This is a genomic window from Flavobacterium restrictum, from assembly GCF_007097245.1.
GTDB lineage: Bacteria > Bacteroidota > Bacteroidia > Flavobacteriales > Flavobacteriaceae > Flavobacterium > Flavobacterium restrictum.
The window spans coordinates 145365-161962 of the sequence record NZ_VJZT01000006.1 but is presented as its reverse complement, the minus strand read 5'-3'; the positions used below and the strand labels follow the sequence as shown (position 1 = coordinate 161962).

Here is a 16598-nt window from a genome sequence, read left to right as displayed (position 1 = left end):
AGAAACTATTTTGAAATGAATACCATCACAACTACAAATCCGGCAAATACCCAATCGAATTATATGATTTTATAAATTCAACTAAATATTCTGATTGTGTTCCTAATACAATTTGTGGTAAGAAGTAAATATAATACACTAAAAAAATCATATATACACTCAATATTGAAAAATAGAATATGTTGGTATCTCTTGATTTGATAAACGACCATACATAAACAAAAAGACAAAGCCACACAATAAAAAAAGCTTGAACATATCGATGCCCTAATACTTGAATGTTGAAAGAAATTGGGATAAAAATTATTGAAAAAAAAGTTAACTTGTATAAAAACACAAAAACTTTATTGTCTAAAAGTTGTGGCAATTGCACTAATACATTTTGTATCCAAAAATAAATAACTATCAAAGTCAATATAAAAGGTAATTCATTAAAAACGCCTCCAATAAAACTACTTACTAAATCGTCATTAATAATATACTCCTTAAATTTCCCTAAAAAATCAAGTAATCCAAAAGTGACAACAAAATTAAAACCAAAAAATATAACTACAGAAAGTAATAAGCATGTTTTAACAAAATTAGCCATCGCTACTTGCTTCTCTAAAACAAAAAAACCAAAAAGCACAATCATAGATGAGTGCGATAAAAAAGAGAGTGCTAAATAGTAATAGCTCTTTCTCTTTTGGTCAAAATAAAAAAAATACAACCCATTTAAAAAAAGGCTTAAGGCTAAATAATAACGTATTTGGTTTGCTAATGGGACATAAGCAATAAAAACATAGAAGCCTAATACTAATAAAATATTTTGTGTAAATCGAGAAATAAACTGAACAAGAAGAAAACCATATAATAGTATGTGAACCTGAAACAAATCGGTAAAAGAGTATCCTAAAGCAAATACTACTAGCGAAAAATACCGAAATAGAATATCCGTTTCTATGTCATCAATGTTAAACAAATCGTCATACATTCTCCAATCAGCCGTATCAGTAATACCAATAAAGAGTATATAAAAGGCAAAAAGCGAAAGAAAAAAAATAGTTTTTTTATACCATTTAATTTCTGCGATAAACTGAAAGATAAAACTGAAATAAAACTGAAAAAAAATAGCTACTGCTAACATGTTTATGTGATTCTATATTCGAAAGAATGCGCTATCGTAAATAGGAAACTGATTTAAATTACTTCACTAAATCCCAGAGCTGTGTTTCAGGATGGAACTTTTTTATAACTTTACACGGAGTCCCCGCGGCTATGCAATAAGGGGGCAAACTTTTTGACACTACAGAATTTGCTGCCACTATGGTACCAAAACCAATCTCAACATTTGGCAAAATAATTACACCATCGCCAATCCAAACATTCTCGTGAATGACAACTGGCCCACTCGAAAAAAGTTGGCGCTTCACTGGTGGTTCAAATGGTGAGCTTTGATGAATACCAGAATACCTTCCGTGATTGTGATCTGTAATCAAGACCCGAGAGCCAATCAAAACGTTGTCTTTAATTTCTATTGAATTAAAAGCTCCAATATGAACGCTTTCGCCTAAAGCAACATTGTCTCCTATTTTTAAAATTATATCTTTGGAGTCACCTATGGCTTCTAATCTTAAAAATCGGTTTGCAAAAAATTTTTTTCCGAAAATAATTTTTTCACATCCAAGAATCGATGAATTTGATTTGATAAAAAATAATCCTGAATGCTTTATTCTAAAACAATATTTAAAAAAATTACACAAAAAAATAATATAAGAATATAACTTTGCCATTTTTTATTTTTTGAAACTACTATATAATTCTTTTATTTCGGCTTTCAGAAAACAAAAATAAAAAACAAAATAAAGCATTACTGTTAATGCTAAACCAACCAAAAGTTTGAGTAAAACTGTAGTCATAAAATTCACTCCGAATAACGTAATGCTCAAAATTACAAAACAAATTAAAATATGCGGTACAATCATTTTTAATTGTATAAAAACACTCTTACCCAAAAGCTTATTTAAATAAACAGAAGTAATTATAAGTTGCAAAAATTGTTGCGTCAAAAGTCCAAAAGCCATTATAACAATACCATATTTCATTGTTAATAACAGAATAAGTATCCCTGATATTTTTGTTACAACTTCGAGGGCTAAATACACCTTTGGCTTATTCATAATTTGAAATAAATACATATTATTAACGATAACAGGATAAAAAACGTATGCAATTGCTAAAATCCTTATCAAAGGGATTATTTCAATCCAAGTATCTGAAAAAACAATCCGAACAAACGGTTCTGCTAATGCGCTTAATCCAAAAAAAAATGGAGCAATGAGTAGCAAATTCATTTTAGTAAACTTCTGATTTAGCGAAAATAATTTTTCACCATCATTTTGATATGAGGAAAGATAAGGAAAAGCGACTCTTTGCATCATACTTGTTAAAGTGGAAATTGGAAATAAAGTAAACTGATTTGATTTAGAATACAATCCTAACTCTTTTGTAGAAAATTTTTTCGCAATCAACACAGAGTATAAATTGTTATAAATAGCTTGAATAAAAGAGGCAATTAAAATTTTTGAGCCAAAGTAAAATAATTCATTAAATGATTTTTTTGAAAAAATAAATATAGGGGTCCATTTCAAATGCAAAAACAGAAAAACAGCATTAAAAGTGTACAACAATACGGATTGATATACAAGTGACCAAACACCATACCCGTGTAAAGCCAAAAACAAACCAATTGCTCCTGATATAGTTACCGACAGTAAAGAATATTTTGCTTGAACTTTAAAGTCTAATGAAATACTTAATTTAGTACGATGCACTATAACCGCTGCATTAATAATTATAGCAACACAAATAACCCTTATAATTGAACTTAAAATAGGTAAGTTATAAAAAACAGCAATAAAAGGAGCACTAAAAAAAAGCATACAGTAAATAACCGTTGCAATGGCAATATTGGAAAAAAAAACTGTAGAAAAATCAATTTCGGTTCGGTCTTGCTTTTGAATTAATGCATTTGAAAAACCACCATCAGTAAACACTTGACCAATAGCTATAAAAACAGCCACAACTCCCAAAACTCCATAATCAGAGGGCAATAAAAGTCTTGCCATAACGATTTCAAGAATAATTTGAACGGCTACAATACCAAATTTATCGATAGCACTCCAAAATATTCCATTTACAAATTCCTGTTTCTTATAAACCATAAAAAGGAGTACTTTTTTTATCTTTAAATTCTATTTTTTGGGTATTGGAATACAATTTATTGGATTATTTTTCTAATAATTAATATTAGAATTAAAATTAAACTACCTAAAAAGGCACCCGATATAAGACCTTTTAACTTGCCTACTTTTTCCTTTTTCAAAGGCAAAATAGGTCGATCAATTATTTGAATCAATGGAGTGTCTTTTCGTAAGGTAACTTTAGCTAATTCGGTTTGTTTGACTAATTCGGTAAGTATAGCGGTGTTCGCTTGAACATCAACTTGTCGTCTTGCAGAAGGGGTTCGACGAACATTCAAAGCTGGATTTAGATTAAATGTATTATCATTGGCCACTGCTACCCCGGTAATCGCTCCGTTTAGTTGATCACGAATAGAATCCGTTTGCTTTTCTAAAATGAGCATGTTCATACGTGATTTTTTACTTTTGGTGGCAATGTAAAAATCAGATACTTCTTTAGCTAACGCTTCGGTAAAATATTTAGAAAATAATTCATTGGTAGACATCATATCAATGGTTATGATGTCTATTTTTTTATCTTTTTGGCCAACTGACAAAGACTCTTTTGATAGATTTTCATAAATTACTCCTAAAATACTATCGTGTACTCTGGTATAATATTTACGTTTTATATTGGGCAAAAACTGTATGTTTTTTAAATTAGGTTTATTTTCCCATTTTTCCCGCCATTTCATATTTTGAATGTACATTTCTGCAAGAGTAATCGTTTTGTTATTCCTTTTTACTGGAGCCAATAAGGTTTTTTCAACCATATTACGGGATTTAAAAAGCTCCATCAAGTTGGTTCCCGAAAACATACTACCACCACTGCCTCCTAAATCAAAACCTAATGAACTAGCTAATCCTAATGCGCCACCCAAACCGCCGGAACTTTTGTCATCCTCTAAAGCAAAAGACAAACTTGCGGTATAAACAGGTTTTTTAATAAACGAATACGTTAGCCCCAAAGCAGCACCAATGCATCCTGCTAAAACAATGATTTTCCATTGAGTAAACAAATAAGAAAACCATTCTTTTACTTTACCAATTAATTCCTTCAGGGAGATTTGCCCTTCCTGTTGCTGTTTATTTTCCATATCCAAGCTCAAAATTTATTTAAAAGCAGTTACAATTAATAACGCCAAACTGGTCAAAACAGTACCTATACTTACCCATTCGCCTGTACTCATTTTTCGAGTTTCGGGTTTTTCGGGAACTACAATTTGGGAACCAGGCAATACTTTAGGATAAGATCGAATAAAAAGGAAAGATTTTGACACACCTGCTTTACCGTTTGGATAAATAATGTACGCTTTTTTTCTCCAACCTTTGGCATCTGTACCACCAACCGAGTTTAAATAATATCCAAATCCTTTTCCTTTATCATAAGGAATTTCGGAAGTCAGCAGCACATTTCCTGTTATTTTTACACTCTCATTATAAGTAGCCACCTCAATTTCGTCACCTGCAAACAAGGTAACATTGGTATTGCTATTTGGATTTTTAACAATTTTATTCCAATCTACAGGGATAGTTGCGAATTTTAAATCCTCTTTTAATTTTTTCTCTAATTTGTTTTGAATGCTATCTTTTTTGCCCAAATTCAGGTTTACATTTTCTAAATCTTCAATTTGTTTGGCTTGAATAGGTCGCTTAATTTTCACCCCATTCAAATCGGCTACCGACGTTAATCCACCGGCTCTTTGAATAATATCATAAATTTTTTCTTGTTTTTGTACTAAAACATATTTTCCTGTATAGTTCACAGCACCACTAATTTTAACCATTTGTGGTTTCTCATAGACAGCCATTCTTCTTATGTTGACCACATCAAAAGGACTTAATGTAAAATTCTTGGTTTGTTCATTCGTATCTGCAGTAATTTCTAAATTATACAATTCAACTTTGTTTGGATTGGCATCATCAATAGTTTCGGATTTGGTCATTCTAGCAATTTCGACTCTTTTTGAGGCTGAACCTGTTAATCCTCCAGCTTGAATTAACAAATCATTCAAGGTTAGCTTATCATGATAGTCATAAACGCCCGGTTTTTTTATTTCGCCATCAATAGTGATTTTATAATCTTCTTTGAAATCTAAAATAGAATAGACCGTAACAACATCTTCTTTGCTCAAAGCGACATCACTCGCTTCATCTCCAGCCAAAGCTGCTGCTAAATTGACATTTACCACCTCGGTAGTCAAATTAGATTTTAAACGAACAATTGTTGCACGATTGGTATAGGCATCTTCTTTGAGTCCATCGGCTTGATTAACCAAATCAGAAATTCGCATGCCCTCATAAAAGGAATAAGTATCCGGTCTAAATACAGCACCTTCTATTTTAATTCGGTTTTCAAAGCGATTCAAAATTTTAGAAACCCGATACACATCGCCTGCAAGTGGTTTGTAAATTCCATATTCAGAGGCTTTGATGTCTTTTACCTTAAAATCTTTACTGGTTTTTTGCAACACATTTACCGAAGCCGTGTATGCAAATTCATTAAATCCCGAAGCAAAATTGATTAAATCCTTAAAGGTTTCGCCTGATTTCATTTCGAAAATTCCAGGTCTTTTTACTTGACCTTCTACTGTTACTCGCTGGATATACGCAGGAATCCGAATCACATCATTGTCTTTTAAACCAATATTATCCGATTGATTTCCGTTGACTAAAAAATTATAGATATCAATCTTTTTGAATACTTTATTGTTACGCAATAACTCAATATTTCTATAACTCCCGTTTTTACTTGGACCACCTCCAAGAAATAACGCATTGTACACGGAGGACAACGAAGATACCGAATAATTACCTGGTTGTTTACTCCCTATTATCGTGATTTTTATGGTTCGAATTCGGCTTAAACTAATCCCTACTTGAGATTGTCCAGAACGCACCGTGCTGTAGACTCTTGCTATAGCGCCTTTAATTTTTTGGGTAGCGGCCTCGATTGTCATTCCCGACACTGGAATTTGTCCTACATATTGTATGGTCACTTTTCCTTCTAAAGATACTGGAACACTTGCATTGTATTCCTGCACTCCATAAACACTAACTTGTAACTCATCACCAGGACCAAGTATGTAGTTTACTGGAGTGGCTAATTTTGAAGCAGGTTCAAAATTTAAAGTGGGATTATCAAACAATTCTGAACCAAAAACCAATGAATTTAGGGTGTCCTTGACTTTTTTATTAACAATTTTTTCTTGCTTGCGGGTTAGTTCTGGTTGATCGTCCTCTATATTTTCTGTTTTAACAGTAGTACTTTTGACCATAGTAGTTCCACCCAATCGTATTTTTAATTTAGCAAATTCGGTAGCACTCATACCTTTGGCCAATGCCATAGGTTCGGCTTGATCAATGGTTACATTATTCGTTTGTAGTTGTGATTTGATTTTTGCAATATCAGTATCCGATAAATAATCAACCTTGAGCGTACTCAAATCGGTACTTTTTAATAAATCTTGAGCTACTGCTGTATTTGGTTTAAAAAGTGCCAGCAATAAAACTAAAATGACAACTATTTTTTTCATACTTTGTCGTATTAAAATCGGAAAATGATTTGTATTTAATTTTGGAGAAATACCCTAAAAACGCTACGGCTTCGCCCTTGTGAATCCCATTTTGGAATTCAATTATTCTGTTATTTATACTAAAAAAAGAAGCGTTTACTCCTTTTTAATTTACTACTCTTCTCTTTTCTCTACTTTAAGAATACATCCCAAAGACTCTAAAACCAAAACATAATAGTTTTGTTTTACCTCTTGCACCGTTGCCTCGTGTGCGACAAAAGGGCCTGAATCCAATATCACTTTATCGCCTCTTTGCCATTTATCGACAGCAACTTTATAACATTCCGGTGCCGAAAGCCAATTTTGAATGGCTTTAATTTCTTCATCTCTAACAATAGCTGGTTTACTTAACCAAAATAAATACCGAACGGCACCTGTAACTTCAAATATTTTATTCCTCTCTTTTTCAAGTATTTGAACAAAAATATAAGAATTAAACAAGGGAACTTGAATCGTTTTTTTGCGATCAGACCACTGACTGATTTTGTTTACCAATGGGCAATAAGTAACAATTCCAATAGCATTTAATCGTTCGGCTACTTTTTTCTCCCATTTTGGTTTTGTGTAGACTACATACCAGTTCATTGCTTTTTATTTGCTCTTTTGTAACCAAAAAATTAAGAATATTGTTTTTCGTAATACGAGGCATAATCACCTGAAGTTACATTATTTAGCCATTCTTGATTGTTCAAATACCAATCAATTGTGATTTCTAGTCCTTGTTCAAAAGTTACCGAAGGTTTCCAACCCAATTGAGAATTTATTTTTGAAGCATCAATTGCATACCGTAGATCATGTCCTGGTCGGTCTTTTACATAGGTAATCAACTCCGCAGATTCTCCTGCTGTTCTTCCTAACTTTTGATCCATCAACTCACAAAGAACTTTGACTAAATCGATATTTTTCCATTCGTTAAATCCACCAATATTGTAGGTTTCATGATTGTTTCCTTTATGAAAAACCAAATCAATTGCCACAGCATGGTCTTTTACAAAAAGCCAGTCACGAGTGTAATTCCCATCACCATAAACAGGTAAAGGATTCTTATGGATAATATTATTGATAAACAAGGGAATTAATTTTTCGGGAAAATGGTTGGGACCATAGTTATTAGAACAATTCGTAATAACGTACGGTAAACCATAGGTTTCACCATAAGCCCTAACAAAATGATCCGAACTTGCCTTGGAAGCCGAATAGGGAGAATTTGGGTCGTAAGCCGTAGTTTCAGTAAAAAGTCCTTCGGAACCCAAAGAACCGTAAACTTCATCTGTGCTTACATGGTAAAATCGTCTTCCTTCAAAGTTGCCTAACCATTGTTTTTTGGCTGCATTTAAAAGATTCATAGTCCCAAAAACGTTAGTTTTAACAAATGATAATGGATCTTCGATGGAACGATCCACATGAGATTCGGCTGCTAGATGAATAACGCCTTCAAAATGATGCGTCTGAAATAATGTGTCTATAAAATGCTCATCGGTGATGTCTCCTTTTACAAATGTATAATTGGGCCTCTTTTCGATATCAGTAATATTTTCTAAATTTCCAGCATAAGTCAACGCATCCAGATTAAAAATATGATACGCTGGATAATTTTCTACAAACCGTCTTACGACATGAGAGCCAATAAAACCTGCTCCTCCGGTTATAAGTATTTTTTTCATCATTATAAATTACATCTTTACCTAAAATTATTATAATTTTCCGTCGACTTGAATATTCAAAACTCCTTTAACATCATATAAAACACTCGGTGTATTCAAAAGTGTTGGAAACTCGATGTCCAAAAAGGCTTTATGAGCAACTCCCAAAATTACTGCATCAAATTTTGATTCTGGCAATTGGTTGGTTGTTGTAAGCTGGTATTCATGCAATACTTCCATAGGATTTGCCCATGGATCGTATATCGTAACGGTAATTCCGTATTCTTGAAGTGCGGCAATGACATCCACAATTTTGGTATTCCGAACATCTGGACAATTCTCTTTGAACGTAATTCCGAGCATTAATAAGCGCGCATTATTAATGGCAACCCCTTTTTTAATCATCAATTTAACTACTTGCGAAGCTACATATTCGCCCATACTATCATTTAAACGTCGTCCTGCCAAAATTATTTCAGGGTGATAGCCTTTTTCTTGCGCTTTTTGAGCTAAATAGTAAGGATCTACGCCTATGCAATGACCACCAACGAGACCGGGTTTAAAGGGCAAAAAGTTCCATTTTGTGCCTGCTGCTTTCAAAACTTCAGCCGTATCAATGTCTAAAAGATTGAATATTTTGGCCAATTCATTAACAAAAGCAATATTAATATCTCGTTGCGAATTCTCGATAACTTTAGCTGCTTCGGCCACTTTTATAGATGGTGCTAGATGTGTTCCAGCGGTAATTACAGATTGGTATAGTTGGTTTACTTTTAGTCCAATTTCTGGAGTTGAGCCAGACGTTATTTTTAATATTTTTTCTACGGTATGCTCTTTATCGCCGGGATTTATTCGTTCAGGAGAATAACCCGCAAAAAAATCAACATTAAATCGCAATCCTGAAATTTTTTCTAAAACGGGAACACATTCCTCCTCGGTAACACCAGGATAAACTGTAGATTCATAAATAACTATATCTCCTTTTTTTAAAACATTGGCTACCGTTTCGCTCGATTTATACAAAGGAGTTAAGTCAGGACGGTTGTTTTTATCAACTGGTGTTGGAACAGTAACGATGTAATAATTACAATCCGCTATATCTGCTATGGAGCAAGAACAAAACAAACCATTTTCGTTCCCATTGGTTTGTAGCAATACTTTTTGAAGAGTAGCATCATCAATTTCAAGTGTACTATCACTACCTGATTGCAATGCAGCAACTCTATCTTTATTAATATCAAATCCAACTACAGGATATTTAGTAGCAAATAGTCGTGCTAAAGGTAAACCTACATACCCTAATCCAATGACTGCAATTTTTATATTTTGATCCAACTTTTCTATTATTTAATAGGGATTAATCAATTTTATTTATTTTCTAAAAAAAATGCAAAGGCTGAATAAACAAAATCGAATCGCAAAGGTAGCTAAATATAAACGAGCTTCTTTACTATTTGATTTCTCTAATGCAACTCACGAAAGCAAAAAACAACAAAACCACACTCTAAATTACTAAAGACCAAACAAAAGCATTTAGAAAATTATGTTTTAAAAAAACAAAAAAATCACGGAAATTAGTGAGAACAATTGCCACTAAAAACCAACAAAACGGTCCTTTTTACGAACCAATTGCTTGATAAATGAATCCTATTTCTTTTAATTTTTCACCATCTAAAATGTTACGACCGTCAAAAATAAATGCTGGTTTTTGCATACTATCATAAATTTTTTGCCAATCGTAGGTTTTAAACTCATCCCATTCGGTCAGTATTGCTATGGCATGCGCATTTTCGCAGGTGCTATACGCATCAGGAAACGAAGTGATGTGTTTTGCATTTGAAACAGCCTCTCTAGTTTCGAGATAATCCAGATCGGAAAGAATTTTTTTCAAGGCTACTTTTGGGTCATATACCACAATATTTGCCTCCTCATTAATTAAATCATTAGCCACATAAATAGCCGCCGATTCTCTAGTATCATTGGTATCTTTCTTGAAAGCCCAACCTAAAAAAGCAATCTTTTTATCGGCAACTGTGTTGTAAAGCGTTTGAACAATTCTATTAGAAAAACGCCTTTTTTGGTGGTCATTCATAATAATAACTTGTTCCCAATAATCAGCTACTTCATTCAAACCATACGATTTAGCAATATACACCAAATTCAAAATATCTTTTTGAAAACAAGAACCTCCAAAACCAACAGATGCTTTAAGGAATTTGGAACCAATTCTACTATCCATTCCTATTGCTTTGGCTACTTCATTGACATCGGCACCTGTTTTTTCGCACAATTCTGATAAAGCATTAATAGATGAAATACGTTGCGCTAAAAAAGCATTTGCAGTCAATTTAGACAATTCTGATGACCAAACATTAGTAGTCAAAATATTTTCGGGTTGCACCCAATTTGCATATACATCAACTAAAGCTTGAATCGCTTTTTGCCCTTCCTCGGTAGTGTCGCCACCAATTAAAATTCTATCGGGATGCATTAAATCCGAAACGGCTGTCCCTTCGGCAAGAAATTCAGGATTTGATAAAATTTGAAATTGCACGCCATTTCCTGTATTGTCAAGAATGCTTTTAATCGCTTCGGCAGTACGTACGGGTAAGGTCGATTTTTCGACAACTATTTTATTATCTTTGGCTACTTTAGCTATCTGTCTGGCGCACAATTCAATGTATTTTAAATCTGCAGCCATTCCTTTGCCTTTTCCGTATGTTTTAGTGGGCGTATTTACTGATATGAAAATCACTTGAGCCTCATCAATTGCTTTTTCAACATCTGTTGAGAAAAAAAGATTGCGTCCTCTGGCCTCTTGAACTACTGCGGACAACCCTGGTTCATAAATAGGAATATTATTCACATCGTCATCGTTCCAAGCTGCAATTCTTTCACTATTTAAATCAACAACTGTAACTTGAATATGAGGGCATTTTTGAGCGATAACTGCCATTGTTGGTCCACCAACATAACCAGCTCCAATACAGCAAATTTTTGTAATTTTCATATATTTCAAATTTAAAAATGGGTTGTTACTTGATTTTCAAAATTAAAAAATCAAACTTTATTTAAGGTTTTCCCAATACCAAGCAACCGCTTGTTGCAATCCTTCCTGCATTGAAAATTTTGGATTATATCCTAAAAGTATTTTAGCTTTATCAATACTAGCCAAAGAATGCGGAATATCACCAGCTCTATTTGGGCCATATTCTATAGTTACATTTGCAATTCGTTCGTCGTAAACAGATAAATACTCTTTTAAATAAGCGACCAAAGTATTCAGAGTATTTCGATCGCCATAAGCAGTATTATAAACCGTATTCAAAGCATCTGGGTTGGTCGTAGTAATGGCCAACTCATTCATGTGAATTACATTATCAATATAAGTAAAATCTCTGGAATAATTACCGTCACCGTTTATTTTTGGACTTTGTAAAGCCTTTAATTGCATTACAAATTTTGGAATTACAGCGGCATAAGCACCATTAGGATCTTGCTTGCGCCCAAAAACATTAAAATAACGCAAACCTATTGTTTCCAAACCATAGGTTTTGCTAAAAATATCCGCATATAATTCGTTAACATATTTAGTAATAGCATAAGGAGAAAGTGGTTTTCCTATTACTTCCTCAACCTTTGGTAATCCTTGAGAATCGCCATAAGTCGAAGAACTTGCGGCGTAAACAAAGCGCTTTACTTTGGCATCACGAGCAGCAACGAGCATGTTCAAAAATCCAGAAACATTGACTTCGTTAGTCGTAATTGGGTCACTAATTGAACGAGGAACCGATCCTAAAGCGGCTTGATGCAAAATATAATCCACACCATTTACTGCCTTTTGGCAATCACTAGCATTGCGAATATCGCCCTCTATTAATTGAAAATTAGGATGATTAATACAGTTTTTTAAATTATGGAGATGTCCAGTTGCAAAGTTATCTAAACAAACTACCTCATATCCTTTAGCCAAAAAATAGTCACATAGATTCGACCCTATAAATCCAGCTCCACCAGTAATCAAAAGCGTTTTTTGAGTTTTCATTGTGTTTAAAATACTAAAAAATTACTTGTTTTTCTTGAATTTTTTGATTGTTTTAGAAAGAATTCCATTTTTGATTTCTTCATCATGATACCCACTGGAATAACTAGCATTTCCATAGCCGTAACCATAGCCGTAACCATAGCCTGCACCATATTTAGCTTTATTTTCGAAACTGTTTAAAATAATGCTTGTATTATTGAGTTCCCCTCTTTTTACTCTATTATTCAATAGGGTAATCATTTCTTTTTTAGAAAAATTTTGTCTCACAATATACAAAGTCACATCACAATATTGGGACAATTCCAAGGCGTCAGAAACCAGTCCAACAGGAGGAGTATCCAGGATGATGTAATCGTATTTTTGTTTCAACTCTTCGATTAATTCTCTCATTCCATCACTCAAAATCATTTCGGCTGGATTAGGCGGTACTGGCCCAGAAAGAATAACATCTAGGTATGGAATTTGAGTGTGGTTAACAATTTCGTCTAACGATTTTTGTTTAATTAAATAGTTTACAACTCCAACTTCATTAGATAAATTAAACTCTTCAAATAATTTGGGTTTTCTCAAATCTAGACCAATAATCACAGTCTTTTTTTCGCTTAAAGCAAAAACCGTAGCAATATTTATAGAACAAAAAGTCTTTCCTTCACCGCTGACAGAGGAGGTAATCATTAAAGTTTTTGCCCCATCGACATGCTGCTTTTTGTACAAAAATTGCAACGAAGAACGAATGGCTCTAAAGGATTCTGATAAAGCCGATTTAGGTTTATCAAAAACAGCAAGTTCAGAAATTTCTCTATTCACACCAACGACTCCAATCAAAGGAATTTGAGTTAGTTTACTAACATCCTCTGTGTTTTGAATCGAATTATTAATGAAGAAAATACCAAAAACAAAAAGTAACGGAATTAAAAGTCCTAGAAATAATGCTAAAACATAATTAACCGATGTTTTGGGTCCTATGAGTCCACCACCAACGTCTTTGGCAGGATCAATAAAATGAATATCGGATAAATTGGCTGCTTTAACAATATCGGCTTCGCTTCTTTTTTGCAAAAAAGTGCTGTAAATATTATCGCTTAAATCGTATTTACGTTTAATCTTAATTAACTCTTGTTGGTCATCTGGCAATTGTTTGATCGTACTCTCTGATTCACTAATTTTACTATTAATTGTAGCTAAATCATATTGCAAAGATGCTTTGGCAGTAGCTATATTTTCTAAAAGTACATTTTTGACGGCTACCATTTGATTGTCAAAATCCTTGAAAATTTTATCACTTTTAACAGCATAGGCCATTTCTGATCGCTGCGTTGAAAGTGAAATTAATTTAGAAACATTCACCATCACATTAGGATCCTCAATTCCAGCGACTGATGGAGCAGGAAGTTTGGCATAGTCAACACTATTTTTCAAATAGGATTTTAAGGAATTGTAATACGCCATTTTACGAGTAATCTCGTCACGCTTTACATCAAACTCCAACATTTTTTCCGAAAATTTAATCCCTCCATCTTCAACGTCACCTACATTTTTGTCTTTTCGAAATATTTTAAGTTCATTACCTGTTTCCTTAAGTTGCGATTCCATGGCGACCAAGGTGCTGTCTATAAAGCTTATAGTATTGGTAGCAAATTGATTCTTGCTATCTAACTGTCTTTTAATAAGCATTTTAACAGTAGCATTCAAGTATTCAACCATTCTAGCCTTATTGGTGCCTTGCATGCCTAACGTAATTATTGACGCCCCTTTGTCATCTGTTTTTACGATTATTCCTTTATATCCAGAAACGGTACCATCAAAATCATTGAAACGAATAAAGTATTCGTTTCCTTTATAAAATCCAGGATTGTCTTTAATTTGTAGTTTCAAATTCAAAAAAGGCAGCGAAACCTGTTCCCCAACTTTGTATTTTTTTACAAATTCGCCAATAGCAACTGCTGTGGTTGAATACGAATTATCGGCATAATGAATCAATGAAACCGAATTGCTTTCGAAAGGAATTTTGATTTGGTATTCGGTGTCACTCAAAAACTTAATGCTAATTAATCCCCCTGCTAATTGTCCTTTACTTTTATCAATAGCCACATAAAAAGGGACCACTCCATAAGCGTCAACCATATTGTATTTGCCTTGTGCCAAATAGTCAATATAATATTGCAGTTTATCAACAACTAATTCATTATGGGAACGTGACTGTAGTGTAGTCCCAATAGATTGTACTTGGTCTGAAGTTCCTCCCCAATTAAAAGTCAAACTGGTATTAGAGGTAAATAAAGGATTATTTTCTTCTTTTACCTCAATAAGGGATTCGATACCGTAAATTTTTTCTTTACGAATATTTACTTGATAAGCAATGGTAAATGCAATGAACAAACTTACCAAAAACCATCTCCAATAACTTCCAATTTTAATTAAAAAGCCTTTAAAATCAAAACTAGTTTGGCTTTCAAAAATCGCAAAATCTTTTATATCTAACATTTTTTTAAATGTATATTAATTTTTCAATAATAAAAAAACAGTTGTTCCTAATGACAATATCGTAATCAAACTGGTTAGCGATTCGATTCCCGTTTTTCCTGTTCCCCATGTTTTTTGTTTTAACGGTTTTACATAAATGTAATCGTTAGGTTGCAAATAATAATAAGGTGATTGCATGACATTAACATTGGTTAAATCCAAATCATGCATTTGCACCCCAGTTGGAGATTTACGCATAACTGTTACTGTTTTTCTATCCCCAGTAATGGTTATATCTCCCGCATTGGCGATAGCCTCCATAATTGTCACATGCTCTTGATACAATGTTTTAGTACCAGCACTCCCAATTTCACCATTGATTGTATATTTAAAACCCGCTAATCTTACCGTTACAAAAATATTGGCTTCTTTATTAAAGTATTCAGCTAGTAACTGTTTTTCGAGTTTAATACGCACTTCGTCAATTGTATAGCCAATAACATTTATTTCTCCCAAAACGGGAACACGAATATTACCATGCTCATCTACTGTAAAACCATCAAAATAAGCTCCTATTTCAGATTTACCGCCGTCTCCTGCACTATTTGTCGGGCTAAATATGGCTACCAATTTAGGATCTATTGCTTTTATGGTAATACTCAAGACATCGTTAGTTTGCAATCTATACGGTTTAGATTCCACTTCCGAAATAGTATTTTCGGTACCTGTACCGTCTTTCTTCTGAAGGTATATCAAATCTTTAGTAGGGATACAAGAGGAAAATAACAAGGTTATGACTATAAATAAAAAGCCTACTGATTTACTCATTTTGATTTTTTTAGTGGCAAATATAGCTTTTCATTTACGATTTAAAAAGCATCACGATTTATTAATTATTTAATTATTTTTAAAGGAATTCTCAAAAGGAACTCGATGTAAAATACTTCTCCCCAAAGTCACTTCATCAGCATATTCTAATTCATCTCCAACGGCTATACCTCTAGCAATCGTTGACACAACAATGGAAGCAGTTGCAATTTGTTTGTAAATATAAAAATTCGTCGTATCGCCCTCCATTGTTGAGCTTAACGCAAAAATAATTTCGTTTACGGTACCTAATTTTACTTTTTCGACCAGAGTACTTATATGGAGCTGACTAGGACCTATACCGTCAATAGGGGATATTTTACCACCTAAAACATGGTAAATTCCTCTAAATTGTCCGGTGTTCTCTATTGCCATAACATCCCGAATATCTTCTACAACACAAACTATTTGATGATTTCTATTGGGGTTTTTACAAATTTCGCAGGTTTCAAAGTCAGAAATATTATGACAAGTTGTACAATATCTAATTTCCTCCCTCATGGTTACCAATGCTTGAGCCAAAAACCCAGTATGTTCCTTGGGCTGTTTTAGCAAATGCAACACTAATCGCAGCGCTGTTCGTTTACCAATTCCAGGCAATTGCGACATTTCGTTTACTGCTTTTTCAATTAATTTTGAAGAAAATTCCATGAATACAAAAGTATATTATTTACCTATAAAACTGGCATTATTTACCAAAGAAACCATAAAAATAGATGAAAAACAATGCTGTAAAAACAAAAAAAATTCGCAAAGAATAATTCTTTACGAACTTTTAAATTTT

The 16598-nt window shown here is 33.3% G+C and carries 13 protein-coding genes; all 13 read right to left on the bottom strand.

Features of this window, described 5'->3' with window-relative positions; all coding sequences use genetic code 11:
- Positions 1-31: 31 nt before the first annotated feature.
- The 13 genes from FNW21_RS07975 to recR all read right to left on the bottom strand — a co-directional run bounded on the left by FNW21_RS07975 (position 32) and on the right by recR (position 16465).
- Positions 32-1126, bottom strand: a complete 1095-nt coding sequence (locus tag FNW21_RS07975; RefSeq protein WP_144256201.1) for an EpsG family protein — start codon at positions 1124-1126, stop codon at positions 32-34.
- A 58-nt stretch (positions 1127-1184) separates the two neighbouring features.
- The gene (locus FNW21_RS07970) at positions 1185-1772 is read right to left on the bottom strand and encodes an LbetaH domain-containing protein (RefSeq protein WP_144256200.1); all 588 of its coding nucleotides are present in this window, start codon (positions 1770-1772) and stop codon (positions 1185-1187) included.
- A gap of 3 nt (positions 1773-1775) precedes the next feature.
- Positions 1776-3203: a lipopolysaccharide biosynthesis protein gene (locus tag FNW21_RS07965; RefSeq protein ID WP_144256199.1), complete on the bottom strand. Its 1428-nt coding sequence runs from the start codon at positions 3201-3203 to the stop codon at positions 1776-1778.
- A gap of 56 nt (positions 3204-3259) precedes the next feature.
- Positions 3260-4318 carry a Wzz/FepE/Etk N-terminal domain-containing protein gene (locus FNW21_RS07960; RefSeq protein ID WP_144256198.1) on the bottom strand — a complete coding sequence of 353 codons (1059 nt, stop codon included), beginning with the start codon at positions 4316-4318 and terminating at the stop codon, positions 3260-3262.
- Positions 4319-4333: 15 nt separating this feature from the next.
- Positions 4334-6757, bottom strand: coding sequence for an SLBB domain-containing protein (locus tag FNW21_RS07955; RefSeq protein WP_144256197.1), 2424 nt, complete (start codon positions 6755-6757; stop codon positions 4334-4336).
- A 153-nt stretch (positions 6758-6910) separates the two neighbouring features.
- Entirely contained in the window at positions 6911-7381 is a 471-nt protein-coding gene (locus FNW21_RS07950; protein WP_144256196.1) for a UpxY family transcription antiterminator, read from the bottom strand.
- A gap of 32 nt (positions 7382-7413) precedes the next feature.
- Positions 7414-8460: a dTDP-glucose 4,6-dehydratase gene (gene rfbB / locus FNW21_RS07945; RefSeq protein WP_144256232.1), complete on the bottom strand. Its 1047-nt coding sequence runs from the start codon at positions 8458-8460 to the stop codon at positions 7414-7416.
- Positions 8461-8490: 30 nt separating this feature from the next.
- On the bottom strand, positions 8491-9774 hold the full coding sequence (locus FNW21_RS07940; protein WP_185963900.1) for a nucleotide sugar dehydrogenase: 1284 nt from the start codon (positions 9772-9774) through the stop codon (positions 8491-8493).
- A gap of 283 nt (positions 9775-10057) precedes the next feature.
- Positions 10058-11449 (bottom strand): UDP-glucose 6-dehydrogenase, encoded by a 1392-nt coding sequence (locus tag FNW21_RS07935; RefSeq protein ID WP_144256195.1) that lies wholly within the window; start codon positions 11447-11449, stop codon positions 10058-10060.
- Between the two features lie 57 nt (positions 11450-11506).
- Complete coding sequence (locus FNW21_RS07930; protein WP_144256194.1) at positions 11507-12484, bottom strand: SDR family oxidoreductase; 978 nt, start codon at positions 12482-12484, stop codon at positions 11507-11509.
- Between the two features lie 21 nt (positions 12485-12505).
- The gene (locus tag FNW21_RS07925) at positions 12506-14968 is read right to left on the bottom strand and encodes a polysaccharide biosynthesis tyrosine autokinase (protein WP_144256193.1); all 2463 of its coding nucleotides are present in this window, start codon (positions 14966-14968) and stop codon (positions 12506-12508) included.
- 15 nt (positions 14969-14983) lie between these two features.
- On the bottom strand, positions 14984-15775 hold the full coding sequence (locus tag FNW21_RS07920; protein WP_144256192.1) for a polysaccharide biosynthesis/export family protein: 792 nt from the start codon (positions 15773-15775) through the stop codon (positions 14984-14986).
- A gap of 69 nt (positions 15776-15844) precedes the next feature.
- Positions 15845-16465, bottom strand: a complete 621-nt coding sequence (gene recR, locus FNW21_RS07915) for a recombination mediator RecR (RefSeq protein ID WP_144256191.1) — start codon at positions 16463-16465, stop codon at positions 15845-15847.
- Between the last annotated feature and the right edge of the window lie 133 nt (positions 16466-16598).

Bases quoted from the DNA above. Each gene is read 5' to 3' on its own strand.
- FNW21_RS07975 (WP_144256201.1), bottom strand. From the start codon at position 1,126: ATGTTAGCAGTAGCTATTTTTTTTCAGTTTTATTTCAGTTTTATCTTT.
- FNW21_RS07970 (WP_144256200.1), bottom strand. From the start codon at position 1,772: ATGGCAAAGTTATATTCTTATATTATTTTTTTGTGTAATTTTTTTAAA.
- FNW21_RS07965 (WP_144256199.1), bottom strand. From the start codon at position 3,203: ATGGTTTATAAGAAACAGGAATTTGTAAATGGAATATTTTGGAGTGCT.
- FNW21_RS07960 (WP_144256198.1), bottom strand. From the start codon at position 4,318: ATGGAAAATAAACAGCAACAGGAAGGGCAAATCTCCCTGAAGGAATTA.
- FNW21_RS07955 (WP_144256197.1), bottom strand. From the start codon at position 6,757: ATGAAAAAAATAGTTGTCATTTTAGTTTTATTGCTGGCACTTTTTAAA.
- FNW21_RS07950 (WP_144256196.1), bottom strand. From the start codon at position 7,381: ATGAACTGGTATGTAGTCTACACAAAACCAAAATGGGAGAAAAAAGTA.
- rfbB (WP_144256232.1), bottom strand. From the start codon at position 8,460: ATGAAAAAAATACTTATAACCGGAGGAGCAGGTTTTATTGGCTCTCAT.
- FNW21_RS07935 (WP_144256195.1), bottom strand. From the start codon at position 11,449: ATGAAAATTACAAAAATTTGCTGTATTGGAGCTGGTTATGTTGGTGGA.
- FNW21_RS07930 (WP_144256194.1), bottom strand. From the start codon at position 12,484: ATGAAAACTCAAAAAACGCTTTTGATTACTGGTGGAGCTGGATTTATA.
- FNW21_RS07925 (WP_144256193.1), bottom strand. From the start codon at position 14,968: ATGTTAGATATAAAAGATTTTGCGATTTTTGAAAGCCAAACTAGTTTT.
- FNW21_RS07920 (WP_144256192.1), bottom strand. From the start codon at position 15,775: ATGAGTAAATCAGTAGGCTTTTTATTTATAGTCATAACCTTGTTATTT.
- recR (WP_144256191.1), bottom strand. From the start codon at position 16,465: ATGGAATTTTCTTCAAAATTAATTGAAAAAGCAGTAAACGAAATGTCG.